Source organism: Paenibacillus sp. LX16, from assembly GCF_036252815.1.
Taxonomy (GTDB): Bacteria; Bacillota; Bacilli; order Paenibacillales; family Paenibacillaceae; genus Paenibacillus; species Paenibacillus polymyxa_B.
Window position 1 is genome coordinate 4851243 of sequence record NZ_CP141152.1, and the last position, 17203, is coordinate 4868445.

The 17203-nt window shown below is 47.5% G+C and carries 16 protein-coding genes; 5 read left to right on the plus strand and 11 right to left on the minus strand.

Features of this window, described 5'->3' with window-relative positions; all coding sequences use genetic code 11:
• The first annotated feature begins 150 nt into the window (after positions 1–150).
• The gene (locus tag T3H97_RS21865) at positions 151–882 is read left to right on the plus strand and encodes a ZIP family metal transporter (protein ID WP_061828899.1); all 732 of its coding nucleotides are present in this window, start codon (positions 151–153) and stop codon (positions 880–882) included.
• A gap of 82 nt (positions 883–964) precedes the next feature.
• Here T3H97_RS21865 and T3H97_RS21870 read toward each other — a convergent pair whose 3' ends face one another.
• Together T3H97_RS21870 and T3H97_RS21875 are read right to left on the minus strand one after the other, a co-directional pair.
• Entirely contained in the window at positions 965–1426 is a 462-nt protein-coding gene (locus tag T3H97_RS21870) for a hypothetical protein (protein ID WP_328800863.1), read from the minus strand.
• Between the two features lie 10 nt (positions 1427–1436).
• Entirely contained in the window at positions 1437–1991 is a 555-nt protein-coding gene (locus tag T3H97_RS21875) for an NAD(P)H-dependent oxidoreductase (protein WP_328800864.1), read from the minus strand.
• A gap of 133 nt (positions 1992–2124) precedes the next feature.
• Between T3H97_RS21875 and T3H97_RS21880 the strand changes: the two genes are divergently transcribed.
• Positions 2125–2760 (plus strand): HlyD family secretion protein, encoded by a 636-nt coding sequence (locus T3H97_RS21880; RefSeq protein WP_103050342.1) that lies wholly within the window; start codon positions 2125–2127, stop codon positions 2758–2760.
• A gap of 9 nt (positions 2761–2769) precedes the next feature.
• Positions 2770–4293: a DHA2 family efflux MFS transporter permease subunit gene (locus T3H97_RS21885; protein ID WP_190297973.1), complete on the plus strand. Its 1524-nt coding sequence runs from the start codon at positions 2770–2772 to the stop codon at positions 4291–4293.
• Between the two features lie 88 nt (positions 4294–4381).
• Here the strand turns inward: T3H97_RS21885 and T3H97_RS21890 are convergent, their stop codons facing one another.
• The 3 genes from T3H97_RS21890 to T3H97_RS21900 all read right to left on the minus strand — a co-directional run bounded on the left by T3H97_RS21890 (position 4382) and on the right by T3H97_RS21900 (position 8239).
• Positions 4382–6361 (minus strand): heavy metal translocating P-type ATPase, encoded by a 1980-nt coding sequence (locus T3H97_RS21890; protein ID WP_328802866.1) that lies wholly within the window; start codon positions 6359–6361, stop codon positions 4382–4384.
• A 74-nt stretch (positions 6362–6435) separates the two neighbouring features.
• Complete coding sequence (locus T3H97_RS21895) at positions 6436–6672, minus strand: hypothetical protein (RefSeq protein ID WP_025724155.1); 237 nt, start codon at positions 6670–6672, stop codon at positions 6436–6438.
• 115 nt (positions 6673–6787) lie between these two features.
• A complete protein-coding gene (locus T3H97_RS21900) occupies positions 6788–8239 on the minus strand; it encodes a PEP-utilizing protein (protein WP_328800865.1) in 1452 nt (483 codons plus the stop codon).
• 341 nt (positions 8240–8580) lie between these two features.
• Between T3H97_RS21900 and T3H97_RS21905 the strand changes: the two genes are divergently transcribed.
• Together T3H97_RS21905 and T3H97_RS21910 are read left to right on the plus strand one after the other, a co-directional pair.
• Positions 8581–8895, plus strand: coding sequence for a helix-turn-helix domain-containing protein (locus T3H97_RS21905; protein ID WP_025722639.1), 315 nt, complete (start codon positions 8581–8583; stop codon positions 8893–8895).
• Positions 8850–9734, plus strand: a complete 885-nt coding sequence (locus T3H97_RS21910; RefSeq protein WP_134902449.1) for an IS3 family transposase — start codon at positions 8850–8852, stop codon at positions 9732–9734. Before T3H97_RS21905 ends, T3H97_RS21910 begins: the two co-directional genes overlap by 46 nt.
• 63 nt (positions 9735–9797) lie before the next feature.
• On the opposite strand, the gene T3H97_RS21915 is transcribed toward T3H97_RS21910, so the two are convergent.
• The 6 genes from T3H97_RS21915 to T3H97_RS21940 all read right to left on the minus strand — a co-directional run bounded on the left by T3H97_RS21915 (position 9798) and on the right by T3H97_RS21940 (position 17197).
• The gene (locus tag T3H97_RS21915) at positions 9798–12239 is read right to left on the minus strand and encodes a heavy metal translocating P-type ATPase (RefSeq protein WP_328800866.1); all 2442 of its coding nucleotides are present in this window, start codon (positions 12237–12239) and stop codon (positions 9798–9800) included.
• Positions 12240–12425: 186 nt separating this feature from the next.
• A complete protein-coding gene (locus T3H97_RS21920) occupies positions 12426–12794 on the minus strand; it encodes an ArsR/SmtB family transcription factor (RefSeq protein ID WP_007432172.1) in 369 nt (122 codons plus the stop codon).
• A gap of 158 nt (positions 12795–12952) precedes the next feature.
• On the minus strand, positions 12953–14074 hold the full coding sequence (locus T3H97_RS21925; RefSeq protein ID WP_328800867.1) for an NADH:flavin oxidoreductase: 1122 nt from the start codon (positions 14072–14074) through the stop codon (positions 12953–12955).
• A 202-nt stretch (positions 14075–14276) separates the two neighbouring features.
• Positions 14277–14612 (minus strand): cytochrome o ubiquinol oxidase subunit IV, encoded by a 336-nt coding sequence (gene cyoD / locus T3H97_RS21930; RefSeq protein WP_013311980.1) that lies wholly within the window; start codon positions 14610–14612, stop codon positions 14277–14279.
• Positions 14613–15221 (minus strand): cytochrome o ubiquinol oxidase subunit III, encoded by a 609-nt coding sequence (cyoC, locus tag T3H97_RS21935; RefSeq protein WP_328800868.1) that lies wholly within the window; start codon positions 15219–15221, stop codon positions 14613–14615. It lies immediately after the preceding gene.
• Positions 15221–17197: a cbb3-type cytochrome c oxidase subunit I gene (locus T3H97_RS21940; RefSeq protein WP_013311982.1), complete on the minus strand. Its 1977-nt coding sequence runs from the start codon at positions 17195–17197 to the stop codon at positions 15221–15223. The genes cyoC and T3H97_RS21940 overlap by 1 nt, the downstream gene beginning before the upstream one ends.
• Positions 17198–17203 lie beyond the last annotated feature (6 nt).

The window sequence follows — 17203 nt, forward strand, 5'->3', positions numbered from 1 at the left end:
AAAAACGAATCACTTGTTTTGTAGCTTCTTATGACTTAGACTGATTCTAAATCCTAATTTCATTATGCGGAAATAGCTGTAAACAGTCAAATGAAGTTTTCATGAAGCGAAGTATAAAGATAAATCAGGTATGGAGGGATTATCCCCATTATGAATGACGTTTTTTTAGGTAGCTTTATTTCTGCCCTGTCCACTGGACTCGGCGCCGTGCCCATACTGTTTATGCGCAATATCACGCATCGGCTTCGCGATGTTCTGTTGGCTTATGCCGCAGGAATTATGACCTCTGCATCCGTGTATAACCTCATTCCCGAAGCAATCCAGCATTCCAATTGGTTCGTGCTGACTGCGGGAATCCTGCTCGGCTGTCTCGTATTACTGGTGATGGAAATGTACATTCCCCATGCGGATTTGGAGGACCCAGACTCCAAGACCTTTCAACTGGAGTCCAAATCTTTTCTCATTATCGCAGCTATTACATTGCACAATTTGCCAGAAGGACTCTCTGTTGGGGTCAGCTATGCAAGTGAAACTCAAAATCTCGGCAATCTCATCGCCTTCTCTATCGGCCTGCAAAATGCCCCGGAAGGCTTTATCGTAGCGTTGTTCCTTGTGAATCAAAATATCGGCCGTTTCAAGGCCTTGGGCATTGCTACCCTCACCGGAGCCGTGGAAATCATTACGAGTCTGATCGGGTTTTATTTGAGCAGCTGGGTGAACGGACTGGTACCTTACGGCCTTGCTTTTGCCGCCGGAGCCATGATGTTTATTGTCTACAAGGAATTGATTCCCGAGAGTCACGGGGATGGCAACCAGCGGATCGCCACATTCTCTTTTATTCTCGGCTTAATTACGATGATTGGGCTAACCGAATGGCTATAGCCGAGCAACACAAAAAGGCTGCCTTCTGCCTGTAATCCAGACAGATAAGCAGCCTTTTTTGGCATGTTCACATGGAGATACCTCATTTTTTTTGGTTCATGAAGCGCAGTGCTTCACGGTACTGCTCGTCCCCACTTTTGTGAGTCTCCTTCTCTCCATTGGATATTTGGGAACGTCCATCCTTTTCTTCGTCCTTCCTGGCAAAACCGCGTAAAGCCGCACGATAATCCTGATCTCCGTAAGCATCTTTGATATTCTCTCGATCCTTTTCTACCTTCGTATCCGTCTGGATATCAGGCACCTTGTGTTGTTCCTCCGCATAATGTTCTTTGACGCCGATATCCTTATGCGGCATCTCTCGCGTAGAATCTATCCTTTCACGTGCCTCGGGTTCCACCTGTACAGGATAAGGGCGTTTGCTTCTTTGCCGTGACTCCTCTTCCGTGGGGCGAGTTTTGGGAGAGGATTTGCGCGTCATCTTTGTATTAAATACCAGCAAAAAAATAAAGGCAACCGCAGCTACTACGATAAAAGCAATGGTCATCGGTAGCCTCCTATTCTCTTTCAGCGCCACGGTACCGTCCCGCTATCTCAGCGACCCGTTTGCCCAAAGAACGACCTAGTGCAAGATCATCACCCGTTGGAAGATTAGGCGGACCATTGGGGTCTGTCTCCACTGGACATGTTACGCCTACGCCGTAATAGGAGCCGTATAATGCATTTTCCGTAATATTAGCGGGCAGTCCTACAATAATCATGCCTTGATGAAGCATCGGAGTAATCAAATTCAGAAGTGTGGATTCCAATCCACCATGAACGGTAGCGGTTGTGCAAAACACAGCGCCGATTTTATCCACTAGCTTGCCCTGCGCCCACAGATACCCCAGCTTATCAATCCAGCTTTTCAGACCGCTGCTGATGGTACCAAAATGGCCCGGGCAACCCCATATAATTGCATCCACACTCACTAGCTCATTCACATCGGCCTCATTCACATGCTTTAACAACACTTCCGTATGCTCAAGGTGTGCTCCTTCTGCGATCGAGCGAGCGAGACGTTCGGTATGCCCATTTTCACTATCATATACAATCATAATCCTGGTCGTCATTATGCGCATCATCCTTTGTCAGCAAAATCATCCTTTTCGCATGCGCTCTTAACCTTGCCCAAAATCCATCTGAATATTATGAATCGTTTGACGCATACTTTGAAAATCTAAGAACTAGGGAGGCATGTTATACATGAATTCACGCGCCATATTAGTTAACCTGCTAGTTATTATTATTATTCTGGCAGGAGGTGGAGCCGCCGCCTATTACTACAATCAATCCGCCAACTACATAAAAACCGATAATGCCCAAGTGAGCGGACAAGCAGTTACCGTTGCCTCTCCAGGCGCTGGCAAGCTCACAGGCTGGAATGCCGAGGTTGGCAAAACCTACACCGCTGGAAGCACGCTTGGTAGTGTTGAGGGGGGCGGAAGCCGAATTAGCGTTACGATTCCAACCGATGGTACCATCGTGCAGCAATCTGCAGTCAACAACTCGATTGTTGGGGCAGGTACACCCTTAGCGAAGGCTTTTGATCTAAACAATTTATGGATTACCGCCAATATAGACGAAACAGCAGTACAGGATCTACAAGTAGGACAGACGGTAGATGTATATATTGATGCTTACCCGGATACGTCCCTGAGCGGTAAACTCGAAAAGATCGGCCTGGCGACCGCATCGACTTTTTCACTACTGCCCACTTCCAATACCACTGCCAACTATACCAAGGTGACGCAGGTCGTGCCTGTCAATATTTCCATTCAAGGTTACAAGGGGTTGGGTATTATCCCGGGAATGAGTGCGACCATCAGAGTTCACAAGTAGGAGGCTGTCATGGATCAAAAAATGTCCGTCGGACGTATTCTGTCCGTGCTGCTGCTAGGCGCCTTCATTTCGATTTTGAATCAAACGCTGCTTAACGTGGCTATTCCACACCTAATGAATGATTTCAATGTATCTGCAACAACCGTTCAATGGCTATCCACCGGATATATGCTAACCAACGGGATTCTGATTCCTATCACTGCTTTTCTAATTGAGTCATTCGGAACACGTGCGCTGTTCATCTCCGCGATGGGGTTATTTACTGCCGGGTCTGTCGTCTGCGCTGCCAGTACCGGCTTTGCCCCTATGTTGGTTGGACGCGTTATTCAGGCCAGCGGAGCGGGCATCATCATGCCTGTGGTCATGAACGTGTTCCTGACTGTGTTTCCTCCAGAAAAACGGGGTGCTGCCATGGGTACCATGGGGATCGCTATGATGTTTGCCCCGGCAATTGGGCCGACTTTATCCGGTTGGATTGTGGAGCACTATAGTTGGCGGCTGCTATTTTTACTGGTGATTCCGCTGGCAATCATTGATATTCTGTTTGCCATACGCTGGCTCAAAAATGTATCCAAGCTAACGAAACCGAACTTTGACCTGTTGGGAACCATCTTTTCCACACTGGGCTTTGGCTTCCTGCTGTATGGCTTTAGTTCAGCTGGAGACAAGGGCTGGGATAGCAATACGGTAATACTTACACTCGCTGCCGGGGTTGTGTTTATTGTATTGTTTATCGTGCGCGAGCTGAATATGGTACAGCCGATGCTGGAGTTCCGTGTGTTTAAATATGATATTTTTACCGTATCGACCTTAGTCGGGGCTACCGTCAACATGACGATGTTTGGCGGGATGCTGCTGTTACCGATCTATTTGCAAAATATACGCGGCTTTACACCGCTGCAATCCGGTCTGCTGCTGTTGCCGGGTGCACTGCTGATGGGTGTGATGTCACCGATATCAGGGGCAGTATTTGACCGTATAGGCGCAAGGCCGTTGGCGATCATTGGACTGATCATTACAGCAGTCACAACCTGGGAATTCAGTCTGCTGACCGATGCCACCACCTACGGACATATTATGATCATCTATACGATCCGCAGCTTCGGAATGTCATTGCTGATGATGTCCGTCCAGACGGAAGGGCTAAACCAGCTACCTGCCCATCTCGGTAGTCACGGTACAGCCATGTCCAATACAGTACGGCAAATTGCCGGGTCTATCGGTACCGCTTGGCTCATAACTGTAATGAGTAGCCGGACCACGATTCATGTAGCGGATTATGCGAATGTCGCTACCACCGCCAATGTTCCTTTAACCGAAGGGGTAGCACAGTTGGGACAAACCCTCGCGCAAACGGCGGGCATTTCAACAGAAAGTGGTTCATCGTTGGCGCTACAACAGGTGTACCGAAGTGCCGTTACAGAATCGACGATCCATGGCATTAATGATGCCTTTATCATTGCCACAGGGATTGCACTAGCGGGGCTATTGTTTTCCTTGTTCTTGCGACGGTCTACGCCGCGCCGAAGATAGGTTGTACTGCAAAAGAAGGAGCATTCACCCCTTGGATTTTAAGAGATTTGAATGCTCCTTCCTGTTTATAAACTTGTGATTATTAGTCCTATGACCGCAATAAGCGCAGGCCATTCAAAATGACCAGTATTGTGCTGCCTTCATGCCCAATAACCCCAAATGGCAGGGCTATATCTTGTGCAAAGTTGCTGATCACAAGCAGCAAAATGACACTTACCGCGAAGACCATATTTTGTTTGACCACCCGCTGCGCCTTGCGCGCCAGTGCTATCGTCGGAGCAATCTCCTCGATTCCATCGTTCATCAGCACAACGTCTGCGACCTCCAGTGCGGCTCCGCTGCCATGCATCCCCATGCCTAGTCCTACGGTTGCTGCTGTCAATGCAGGAGCGTCGTTTACACCGTCGCCGACCATGACGACATGCCCGTACTGCTCCCGTAGCATGCGAATATGGCTGACTTTGTCCTCCGGCATTAAGCCAGCATATACGGCGTCGACTCCTGCCTGCTCCGCGATCACAGCGGCCGTTTCTGGGCGGTCTCCGGTCAGCATGACGACCCGGATACCCTGCGCTTGCAGGCGTTTCACGGACTCTTGCGCCTGCGGACGCAGCTCATCGCGTAGTGCCAGCATTCCGGCAATCCGATCATCCGCGAGGATGATGGATACGGTTTTGCCCTCAGCTTCCAGCCGGGCCCGACATTCCACCCACTCTGGCTCTACCAAAGAACCAGGTACATCCAGCACATCTGTGCGGCCGATTTTCCACTTCACCCCGCCAATTATGCCTTCCATCCCCCATCCAGTGAGTGCCTGCACTTGCTCAGTTGGGAGAAGCTCTCTCTGTCCCAATTCAGTTTCGGCTTTGGCTACAATCGCTCGCGCCAGCGGATGCAAAGAATAACTTTCAATTGTGGCAACAATGTGCAATAGCTCATCGGCATCATATTCTGCGGCGGTAATCCAATCCGTGACGACAGGTGATCCCATCGTTAACGTGCCTGTTTTGTCAAAAGCAACAACAGAAGTCAATGCCATATTCTCCACATGTGCACCACCTTTGAACAGGATGCCCCGTCGGGCACGGTTGGAAATGGCCGATAGCATCACTGGCATAATGGATGACACGAGCGCACAGGGTGAGGCCACGACGAGGAACACCATAGCCTTGTAGAACGCTGCTGCCCAAGTCCAGCCTAATGCTATGGGTGCACCGACAATGACGATCAGCGTGACAGCTACAACAATTCGGGCGTACACCGATTCGAACGTTTTAATAAACCGCTGGGAATCAGGAACTTCGGTCTGAGCCTCTTCCACCATACGAATGATTTTTGAAAATAAAGTGTCCTCCGAGGACTGGCTAACCTCTACATATAGCACGCCTTCTCCATTAATGGTACCAGCATATACTTCGTCACCTGCCACCTTATTTACCGGAACAGATTCCCCGGTAATCGAAGCCTGATTCACCGCCGAAACGCCCTTGGAGATTCGGCCGTCTGCCGGAATCAGTTCGCCCGGCTTTACCAGCAGCAGGTCGCCTGGCAATAGCTGCTCAATGTCGACCGTTTCCGTCCCTTCGCGAGACAAGCGCAAAGCCGTTTCCGGCTTCAACGCCATGAGCTCGGAAATATCCTTACTACTACGCTCGGTGGTATAGCTCTCCAGTGCACCGCTGAGTGCAAAAATAAAGATCAGCATGGCTCCTTCATTCCAATAACCAATGGCCGCAGCTCCTAAAGAGGCAGCGATCATGAGCAGATTAACATCCAGATCATGTTCTCGAATCAGTGTTTCGATCCCTTCTCTGGCTTTGGACCAGCCCCCAAGGGCATAGGACACTACATACAGAATGACCGATAGCCATTGCCACCAATGTGAGACTCCCCATGCCATCAGCATCAGCAATCCACTACCTAGAGCAGCTTGCATCTCCTTGTTTTTCAGCATGCTTTTAAGCTGAAATTGCGGTTTGCGATTCGGACCGGGGCGTCCGCTGCCGTTTTTTGAAAGGGTTCGGTTAGAGGAAGACAATGTATCTTGTAATCGTTGAACAGCTTGCATCATGTCACGTTCCTTTCCATATTTTGTTCTTTGTACTAGCATCTCATTGAGAATGATATCCATTGTTAAGTGCCCTAAAATAGCACATGCTGCTTCGGGAAGCCCGAAGCAGCATGTTTGGCAATGAGAATGATAATCATTTTTGCATCTATACAATTATTTTGGTTTAGAGAAACTTTTGTTTTATTATATACCTTTTCTTTTCCACTTGTAAACCAGCAATAGCCTAAATAAAAAAAGATACCCGCGCCAACGCAGGTATCCTCCATATTTAAAGCATCCGATTCAGGATTTGCAAAATTCGATTCCAATCGCTCCAAATTGCAATATATAGACGAACTAGACCATTTCGATCTATATATTGTTTATTGAAAGTCGCTAATTGGATTTTTGCAAATTCCTCTATTACAAGAATTCCGCTTATCTTCAGGCTAAAGGAAACTTCCACGCATGATTGTGTGCAGTTCCTGAAGTGTGCTGACGATCTGCGGGCTGTTGCAGTCCCAAACGCGCAGCCTCAAGGCGTGCAGTGGGAACCGCTGTGTCCGGGCAAATGACCCCCGTCAGCTCATTCTCCAAGATCGAAATCATATCCAGAGAATGGTTAATTTCGTCTATTGCTACCCATAAAGGAAGCTCAGGCTTTACACGTCGAACAGCTTCCATTATGCATTTTATCGTATCACTATTATTCTTATGACCATCGACACCGTATGGAATCAACTGATCCTCAGCCCTAATACCATCGGATGGAGTTGGTATGACTTCTAAAATGACCGTATCGGCAAAACGTGCCAGATCTGCAGCTTGAGCCACCTGCTTGATCTGTCGTGCGCTCACTTCGGACATGTTATTGGAATTGGCTGACTCCCCCGACCGTGCGGCTTGCCTGTTCCCTGTTTGGCTTACGTTAGGCACCAAAGACGGGTCAACTGTCAAAAGCACGCCTACCCGATATGGAATGCACCGAAGACGCCCGCATAAAGTCTGCTCTGCAACGCCGTCAATCCAGTCTCGCGCTGCCCGGAATTCGTCCACGTCAGCCGGATTGCGCACTATAATCTCCAGCTTGGGTTCTCCCCCCTGCCGCACGCTTCGCAATGCCGCACGCAGTAATGCCTCCAGCTGCATATCTTGCAAGCTTCCAATACCCACTGCATTGTTCTGCTCAATTAGGGCTATAGTGAGTGGTGATCCGTTCAAAGACTCGAATAAGCTTTCATATTGTGTTTCCAGCAAACTGATAATTCGACGGGACAAATGCTCACACAATCCAGGCAGGCCAGATGCCTGGTTAAAGGTTTTGTACGTGTCAGATGCACGTGAACCGGGAATAAGGATGGGATCGGGCTCCCCGTCAGGGGCATGAATCGTCTGTCCAGACTCTGCTACGTCCAGATAGGCATAGCATAGTTTCCCTACACGGCCAGATGCCAGTGACAAGGGACCATGCAGAAGACTATAACCGTCATAACTGCCTATTTCTGATGCTGTCTCTGTGCTTATACGACTCAAACTTGCAGGAGCATCGGCATAAATCCGTATGGAGGTGCGCCTGTATTCATCGCTCCATTTTAGGAGTGTGCCCATTGCTTGCCCAATATCGTTGCCGTTATTCAGCATCGTTTCCCCAAGTAATTCTGGATTCGCAGCCATTAAAGCCTCCGCTCGACTGATTACGCCCTGCTCAGCTAAACCAACCAGCCAGCCCAACGGATCTTCCTCCTGCGTAGCAGATACTTCATGGCTGCCTGCCTTTAGCGTCTCCATAGCCAACCTCTGTGCAGCAGCCTCCATACCCGGCTCTGGAACTTTGAGATCCCGGCTATTTTTGCCACCCAACAGCTCTGCGAATACATGCATCAGTTTAGCCTCCATGCTATTAATCCATCCTTTCTTCCGTCAGCAAGTTGGCACACACGAATTCGAGTACCCCTCCAAATAAAGAAAACGCTTACTCATTATGGAGCAACCGAATCTTACATGGGCCTTACTTGTAAAGCCCCTACCTTAACGTATTAGGCACGCCACACATTTATACATTTCGGCACAACTACCCTACATCCCAAAATAAATCTCTATCCTGCTGGTACAAGACCACTCGAAAAAGGAACCTATAAAAATAAACACCCCCGGTCTTCACTTGAAGTGCACCCCTTAGAATAGACATTGGAATAAACCCCTGGTTTATCCGATGAAATCTAAGGGGTGCATTTTTTATGCCGGCGAAAAAGGGAACAAAGTTTAACGAGTATACGTTTGAAACCAAGGTAGAGGCCATACGACTCCATATTGAAGAAGGTTGGACGTATCGTAGACTCATGGAGAAGTTTGGGATCGCAGATCGACATCGATTAAAAGAATGGATGCGCAAATACAAGCAACTCGGTGAATTCGGGCTCATGGACCAGCGAGGACGGCGTAAGGAGTATATCGATCAGGATAGGTATGTACAGAAGCTGAGACGGGAAAATGATATGCTAAAAAAGTGTTTGGAAATCTGGATACAGGAGATGAAGCACACAAATATATAACCATTGAGAAAGCTGCGAAAGACTATCCTATTAGCAAACTGTGTACGCTTTTCAAAGTCTCCAGAAGTGGATATTACGCCTTCTTAAAGCGTAGAGGAGCAGATCGAGATCGGGACGCGAAAGCACTTGTGAAGAAAGTGTATGAGCAGTATAACGGGGTCTACGGCTATCGCCAAATTCAACTATTTTTGCAGCACGATCATGGAGTCTGGATGAACCATAAAAAGGTACTCCGGCTCATGCAGGTCTTGGGAATCCGCTCACAAATTCGCCGGAAACATCGCTGCAACTATGCTTCCTCTACGAAAGGTCGTGTGGCGAAAAATCTGCTAAAACAGGATTTCAAGGCGGACAAACCTAATCAAAAATGGGTCACAGATATCACGCAATATCGTGTGGGGGATTGCTGGCTATATCTGTCTGCGATTAAAGACTTGTTCAATAACGAAATTATCGCGTACCAGATGAGCCATAGAAATGATAACGAACTGGTTTTACAGACGTTTCGACAAGCCTTTAAACAGCAAAAAGACGTGACTGGCCTCATCGTTCACAGCGACCAGGGATTCCAGTACACGTCCCATGCGTACCATGACATGTTGCCAAAGGTTGGCGCCCGGATCAGCATGTCTCGCCGAGGCAATTGTTATGATAATGCCTCGATGGAGAGCTTCTTCTCGCATCTCAAAACGGAAGGGCTCTACCCATATGATATCCGAAATATGGACGGGGCACAAAGGAGAATAGAAGAATATATTCGATTTTACAACCAATGTCGACCACAACGAAAGTTAAATAAGCTGCCTCCGAAAGAGTATCGGAAGCAGCTTATAGCCTAGGGTCTTTTTTCAGTGTCTATAAAATGGGGTCTTGACCAAGTTAACCCGGGGGTGTTTATTTTTTTACTCGTAAGAACGAACCTTCAATACACGCATCACATTCAATACGGCTAGCAATGTTACACCTACATCGGAAAATACAGCCTCCCACATCGTAGCAATACCGAATGCTCCCAGCGTAAGAAACACAGCTTTGACACCTAGCGCAAATATAATGTTTTGCCATACGATACGACGTGTGCGCTTGGCGATATGGATCGCCGTAACCAGCCTTGAAGGCTCGTCGTTCATGATTACGATATCTGCCGCCTCAATCGCAGCATCCGATCCCAAACCGCCCATCGCTACACCGACATCTGCCAGCGCCAGTACGGGTGTATCATTAATCCCATCGCCTACGAACAAAATTTTGTCGCTTGTTTTTTTACTTGCAGACAACTGCTCGATGGCTTCGGCTTTGTGCTGAGGTAACAGTTCTGCCCGTACTTCATCCAAACCCAGCTGTCGTCCTACGGCCTCGGCAACAGTCCGATTGTCACCCGTCAGCATGATGGTTTTCACCACACCCAACTTTTTCAGTGAAGCAACCGTTTGGGCTGCGTCTTCCTTAACCTCATCTGAAATCAGAATGCACCCGGCATACGTTCCGTCTACAGCCACATGTACGACCGTTCCTTCATCCAGCGTCCCTGTTTGCTGCGCCGCGTTAAAAGCAACATGCTCCCGTTCCATCAGCTTGGCGTTCCCAGCCAGTACCAGACGACCATCTATTTGTGCCTGAATCCCGTGACCGGACATTTCACTATATTGCTGAACCCGTTCTGCTCTGAGTTCTTTACCGTAGGATTCACGCAGAGACGCAGCAATAGGATGTGTAGAATGCAGCTCCGCCAAAGCGGCGGTTTCGAGCAGGGTTTCGTTTGTAAAATCTCCGGCAGGATAAATTCCTGTTACACGGAAAACACCTTTGGTGAGTGTACCTGTTTTATCAAAAACAGCGTATTTTACATGATTCAGAGCTTCAAGATAGTTCCCGCCCTTGATCAGAACTCCTGAACGGGAGGCTGCCCCAATTCCCCCAAAGAAGCCCAGTGGAATGGATACTACCAGCGCACAAGGACAAGAAATAACGAGGAAAACAAGCGCACGGTATACCCAATCTGCAAATTGTGCATCTGGCACAACAAGCGGTGGAACAACCGCCAACAACAGCGCTACAATAACCACTACTGGAGTATAGTATCTGGAAAATTTCGTGATAAACTTTTCAGTCGGCGCTTTTTTGGCACTCGCATTTTGCACTAATTCCAAAATTTTCGAGACCGCCGATTCACTAAATTCTTTGCTAACCTCTACCGTTAGAAGTCCGTTCGTATTGATAAATCCACTCAACACGTTGCTTCCCGGCTCTACGGTACGAGGCACGGATTCACCAGTCAACGCAGAGGTATCCACATGCGATTTACCATCTATAACTTTACCGTCCAGCGGGATCTTCTCGCCCGGCTTAATTACAATCAAATCCCCAATGCGAACGTCTTCTGGGGACACTCTCCGTACGGACTCAGCCGTCTTCAGGTTGGCATAGTCCGGTCTAATATCCATCAGATCACTGATGGATTTACGTGAACGGTTAACTGCAATGCCTTGAAACAGCTCTCCGATTTGATAAAAGAACATGACAGCTACGCCTTCCGGGTATTCCCCAATCGCAAATGCACCAACAGTAGCCAGCGTCATCAGAAAGTATTCGTCAAAGGCCATTCCACGCACCAGGCTGCGCGCAGCCTGCAAGACAACATCACCGCCAACGATGATATATGCCAGTAAAAATAGGGCCAGCTTGCCTACACCTTCGACAGGTAACCACCAGGCAATAGCCGCAACGACCGCACCAATAGCCAAACGCGCAATCATGCGGCGCATACCGTCCGTACCGTGATCATGCGTATGCCTAGCGTGTCCATCATCTCCATGCGAATGTGAATGAGCGTGGGTGGCTTCACCATGTTCGTGCTCTGCATGGTGGTTGTGATGCTCGTGTGCATGATCGCCGTGGTTGTGTCCATCGTGCGTATGGGCTTGCTTGCCATGTGCTCCATGATGATGACCAGCGTGGCTGTGAGCTGCATGTTGCCCGACCTCGTGTGTATGCCCTTCACCTTCACCATCATGCTCATAACCGCATGCACAATCCACCGTGCTGTCTGACTGTACTGCACCAGCATTGCTTCTGCTGTCTTCATGCAGGCGGCCACGGGCACTTTTTACCACCATCCGAACATGTGGCTCAAGTCTGTGAACCTTCCGTTCGGCTTGACGAAATATCTCTTCTTTTTGATCCGAACTTGTGGTCATCGTCAACGTTTTCGTAACAAAATTGACCGAGCAATCCATGACCCCTTCTATTTTACTGACTCCATTTTCAATCTTGAGAGCACAGTTGGCGCAATCCAAACCTTCCAAAATCCATTCATGCCGTTCCGTTCTTTTTAGAGCATCCATAGTCATTGGCCTCCAATTAACTATATATGAGCAACTGTTCATATATTATTTGTTAAGGCCATTATATTCAGGATCAGGGTCAAAAGTCAATGACTCTAGCCCTTTTTAACAAAAAAATCGAATTCAACGGACAAACGCCAAAAGAGCGCCAATCGCTTGGCGCCCTCTGTTGTTTTATCCCAAAAATTATTGATGTGATATGTGCTGATGGGTTTGCAAAAAGATCTGCTCCACATGATTATCATCCAGTGAATAAAACACCGTCTTGCCTTCTTTGCGTCGTTTGACAATACGCAGGTTGCGCAAATAACGAAGCTGGTGGGATACCGCAGATTGTCCCATGTTCAACACCTGGGTCAGATCATGAACACACAGTTCTTTTTGTGCCAGGGCATAAATCAACTTGATTCGTGTCGGGTCACCCAGTGCTTTGAACAGCTCCGACATTTTGTATGCGATGGAATCCTCAACAAGGGAAGATTTTATGCGCTCAATTTCCTGATCTGAACCGTGACAAGCCGGCTCGCAATCCAAAGCTTCCGTTTCAGAATTCATCCTTTTCACCCCGTGTATTTCGACTTGATGCTCCTATTATAGCAAATTCGTAGAGTTTACGAATAGCTTATATTACAGCTTGCCCTGTAACAGAAAACTTCCAAGTCTCAATGCTTGCCTAACACTATAGCTTTACACTACTTAGAGCTTAATAAAGCTTAATTCAACGTTTTTAATACTTCATCACTGTAAGGAATAATTTCATTTATTTGTTGATCACGTAACTTCACCGCAAACGCTGGATCAACCAGCAAAGCACGCCCAACCGCAACCAGATCAGCTTCCTCTCGTTCTATTTGCCCCACGAGTTGTTCTAATCTTGCCTCTACATTACTGGATTGATCGGTTTGACGATTATTATTTTCCAAATCACTTAAAAAGGCCTTCTCCAAACCAATCGAGCCCACAGTAATCACTGGCTTGCCTGTTATCTTTTTCGTCCAAGCTGCCAGGTTTAGATCAGACCCTTCAAATTCCGGTTCCCAAAAACGGCGGCTTGAGCAATGGAATACATCCACTCCGGCCTTCACTAATGGAGTGAGAAACTGTTCAAGTTCCTGTGGTGTTTGGGCCAGCTTTTCTTCATAATGGTACATCTTCCACTGGGAGAATCGCAATACAATTGGGAAATTCGGCCCTACTGCACGACGACAAGCCTCAATGACCTCCACCGCAAACCGAGTACGCTGGACCAAGTTGCCTCCGTATTGGTCGGTGCGCTTATTGGTTTTGTCCCAGAAAAATTGATCGATTAAATAGCCATGTGCTCCATGAAGCTCAATACCGTCAAAACCCACTCGCTGGGCATCGGCAGCGGCCTGTGCATAAGCTGAAATAATATCCGCAATCTCAGCCTCCGTCAATGGCTCAACCACCTTTTCGCCGGCAGGAGAGATACCGGATGGACCGACAGGCAATGCCTCGGGATTCGGTTGATTATCTGCACCTATTTTACGGGCCGTACCCACATGCCAGAGCTGCGGTATAATCTTGCCACCTACCGCATGAACCTCCTCAACTACCTTGGCCCACCCCTTTAATCCCTCACCATAAAAATTAGGAATGCTTGTGTGCTCCACAGCTGCGGGATGATTAATAGCAGTTCCCTCTGTAATAATCAATCCTACTGCATTTTCGGCACGGCGACGATAATACGCGGCCACGTCAGGCCCTGGAATACCTTGAGGAGAAAAATTCCGTGTCATTGGCGCCATAACAATCCGATTGGGAAGAGATAAATTACCTAACTTAAAAGGTTTAAACAGTAATTCTGTGTTCATTACTTTTTCCTCCGCTCTCCACTAGTATTATCGTTTTCACTCTACTGTTATACAATTCCATTTTACACATATGTAAACTTGAGTTCAAGAAGCCACAGTTTTTATTTTAATAAGCTACACAAAAAAAGAAGAAGCGGCTCTAAGTCCGCTTCTTCTTTCCTAATTCGTTTGTACTTGAGTGATTTTGCAAAAATCCTACTTATTAGTGTGCTACCATGTTGTATTCCATAATCCATACAGAACCACCAACAACGGTCAACAGGATAACTACCCCGAAAATCAAAGTCATGACATTCCAGCGTGGTCCATTGCTCTCACGAATGTGCATGAAGAAGAAAAGCTGAACCAGAAATTGCAGCACTGCCGCGGCTAAAATAACAACCATGGTCGAAGTGCGGCTCAACATATGATTCATAACCACACCGAGAGGAATGATGGTCAGTACGATGGACAGAATAAACCCGATAACATAGGATTTCACTGAACCGTGAGAATCATCATGACCATGCGAACCCGCTCCTGTTTGATGCTGTGCCATCTACATCACCCCCATCAAATAGACGACTGTCAGCAAGAAGATCCAGACAGCGTCCAAAAAGTGCCAGTACAAGCTCAATGCCGAAACTTTCCCCTTCGTCTCTGGTGTAAGCCCGCGTTTTTTCAACTGGAACATGAGTCCAATCATCCAAACCAGACCTAACGAAACGTGAAGTCCGTGCGTTCCGACTAAAGTGAAGAATGCCGACAAGAACGCACTGGTTCCAAAATTGGCTCCTTCGTGTACCAACTCAACAAACTCGTAAACCTCAAAACCGATAAAACCAAGACCCAGGATCGTCGTCACGATTAACCAGTTAATTAATCCCTTCATGCTTCCTTTGTTCATGGCCAACACAGCCAGACCACTTGTGAAGCTGCTCGTGAGCAAGAGGAACGTTTCAATAATAACGCCCGTCATGTTAAACAGCTCTGCGCCACCCGGTCCTCCGGCTGTGTTGTTCCGAAGGACGACGAAGGTTGCGAACAAGGTACTGAACAGGATTACGTCCGTTACGAGGAAGATCCAAAAACCAAGCATCTTCAATTCTTGCGGATCGTGATGCCCGTGGTCATGATCATGGCTGTGATGTGCTGTAGCTTGTGCCATTATACAGACCCCCTTATTGCCGCTTCCGTGCGTTTTACTTCATCCGCAGGGATATAGTAGTCGCCATCATAGGAGAAGAACGAACGGCAAATCATACAAATTGCCACACCGATCAGTCCTGGAATATAGAAGAACGACCATCCGAATACGAACCCGAAACCTGCAATGAAAAAGAATACCGACATAATGAATGGAATCGCCGAGTTCTTCGGCATATGAATCGCTTCAATTGGCGGTTGCTTTCTGAAAATACCTTTTGCACGTTTATCTTTTTCTGCCCACCAGTCATCCCGTTCTTCTACTTGTGGAATGGTAGCAAAATTGTACTCCGGTGCAGGTGAAGGAATCGACCATTCCAACGTATGGCCACCCCAAGGATCGCCTGTTGTATCCTTCAGCTTACGGTAATTCTTGATGCCCAGAAGAATTTGAAGAACCTGGAACAAGAAACCAATCCCCATCAAAAATGCCCCAACGGTCGAAACGAGGTTAAGCGGCTGCCAGCCGGTATCCCAGCCGTAAGTGCTCAGACGACGCGTCATACCCATCAGACCGAGGGAATATTGCGGAATAAAACATACATAGAAACCGATGTTCCAGAACCAGAAAGCCCATTTACCAGGCGTTTCAGGCAATGTGAAACCGAACATTTTAGGCCACCAATAGTACAGACCTGCCAAGTAACCGAACACTACACCACCAATCAGAGCGGAGTGAAAGTGAGCGATCAGGAAGTAACTGTTATGGAACTGGAAGTCAGCAGGCGCTACAGACAACATGACGCCCGTCAAACCAGCAATCAAGAAGTTCGGAATAAAAGCAATTGACCACATCATAGGAGTCTTAAATGTAATCTTACCCCGATACATCGTGAACAGCCAGTTAAATACTTTAACCCCTGTCGGTATTGCGATAACCATCGTCGAAATCGCAAAGAATGCATTAACATCTGCGCCTGATCCCATCGTGAAGAAGTGATGCGCCCAGGTGAAGAAGGACAAGATCGCAATAATGAACATGGCGTAAACCATGGACTTGTATCCAAACAATTTCTTTTTGGAGAATACGCTGATGACCTCGGAATAAATACCGAAGGCGGGCAAGACTACAATGTATACCTCAGGGTGACCCCACATCCAGATCAAGTTGATATACATCATCGGGTTACCGCCGAAATCAAGCGTAAAGAAGTGTCCTCCTCCAAAGCGGTCAAGGAACAGCAATGCCAAAGTAACCGTCAGAATCGGGAATGCGAAAATGATAATAACACATGACGAAAATACGGACCACGTAAAGACAGGCATTTTCATCCAAGTCATACCAGGTGCACGCATTTTAATAATGGTCACAATAAAGTTGATCCCTGTAGCCAATGAACCTATACCCGAAATCTGAATACCCCAGATATAGAAGTTCTGACCGACGCCTGGACTAAATTGCAGTTCTGAAAGCGGTGGATAACTCAACCAACCTGCATCTGGCGAACCGCCGATAACGAAGGACAGGTTGAACAACATCGCTCCCATGAAGAAAAGCCAAAAGCTCAATGCGTTCAGGAAAGGGAACGCAACGTCGCGCGCACCAATTTGAAGTGGTACGGCAATGTTAAACAAACCAAACATCAACGGCATCGCCATAAACAGGATCATGATCGTGCCATGTGTTGTGAAAATCTGGTTGTAATGCTCAGGATGCAGTAGTGTAACATCCGGTGTAGCCAGTTGAACACGCATCAATAATGCATCCACGCCTCCGCGGAATAACATCAAGATGGCCGCAAGAATATACATAATACCGACTTTTTTATGGTCAACGGTAGTCAACCAGTTTTTCCAAAGCCAGCCCCATTTTTTGAAATAAGTGAGCACAAACACGATCCCAATCGTCGCTAATGCGATGGAGACGTCCGCTCCATAGATCATTGGGTCTCCAGTAACGAAGAAAGTGGATGCAAACTCTTTTATTTTGTCAAGCATTGGGGG

Coding starts and splice junctions, on each gene's coding strand:
- T3H97_RS21865 (WP_061828899.1), top strand. CDS start 151: ATGAATGACGTTTTTTTAGGTAGCTTTATTTCTGCCCTGTCCACTGGA.
- T3H97_RS21870 (WP_328800863.1), bottom strand. CDS start 1,426: ATGACCATTGCTTTTATCGTAGTAGCTGCGGTTGCCTTTATTTTTTTG.
- T3H97_RS21875 (WP_328800864.1), bottom strand. CDS start 1,991: ATGACGACCAGGATTATGATTGTATATGATAGTGAAAATGGGCATACC.
- T3H97_RS21880 (WP_103050342.1), top strand. CDS start 2,125: ATGAATTCACGCGCCATATTAGTTAACCTGCTAGTTATTATTATTATT.
- T3H97_RS21885 (WP_190297973.1), top strand. CDS start 2,770: ATGGATCAAAAAATGTCCGTCGGACGTATTCTGTCCGTGCTGCTGCTA.
- T3H97_RS21890 (WP_328802866.1), bottom strand. CDS start 6,361: ATGCAAGCTGTTCAACGATTACAAGATACATTGTCTTCCTCTAACCGA.
- T3H97_RS21900 (WP_328800865.1), bottom strand. CDS start 8,239: ATGGAGGCTAAACTGATGCATGTATTCGCAGAGCTGTTGGGTGGCAAA.
- T3H97_RS21905 (WP_025722639.1), top strand. CDS start 8,581: ATGCCGGCGAAAAAGGGAACAAAGTTTAACGAGTATACGTTTGAAACC.
- T3H97_RS21915 (WP_328800866.1), bottom strand. CDS start 12,239: ATGGATGCTCTAAAAAGAACGGAACGGCATGAATGGATTTTGGAAGGT.
- T3H97_RS21920 (WP_007432172.1), bottom strand. CDS start 12,794: ATGAATTCTGAAACGGAAGCTTTGGATTGCGAGCCGGCTTGTCACGGT.
- T3H97_RS21925 (WP_328800867.1), bottom strand. CDS start 14,074: ATGAACACAGAATTACTGTTTAAACCTTTTAAGTTAGGTAATTTATCT.
- cyoD (WP_013311980.1), bottom strand. CDS start 14,612: ATGGCACAGCATCAAACAGGAGCGGGTTCGCATGGTCATGATGATTCT.
- cyoC (WP_328800868.1), bottom strand. CDS start 15,221: ATGGCACAAGCTACAGCACATCACAGCCATGATCATGACCACGGGCAT.
- T3H97_RS21940 (WP_013311982.1), bottom strand. CDS start 17,197: ATGCTTGACAAAATAAAAGAGTTTGCATCCACTTTCTTCGTTACTGGA.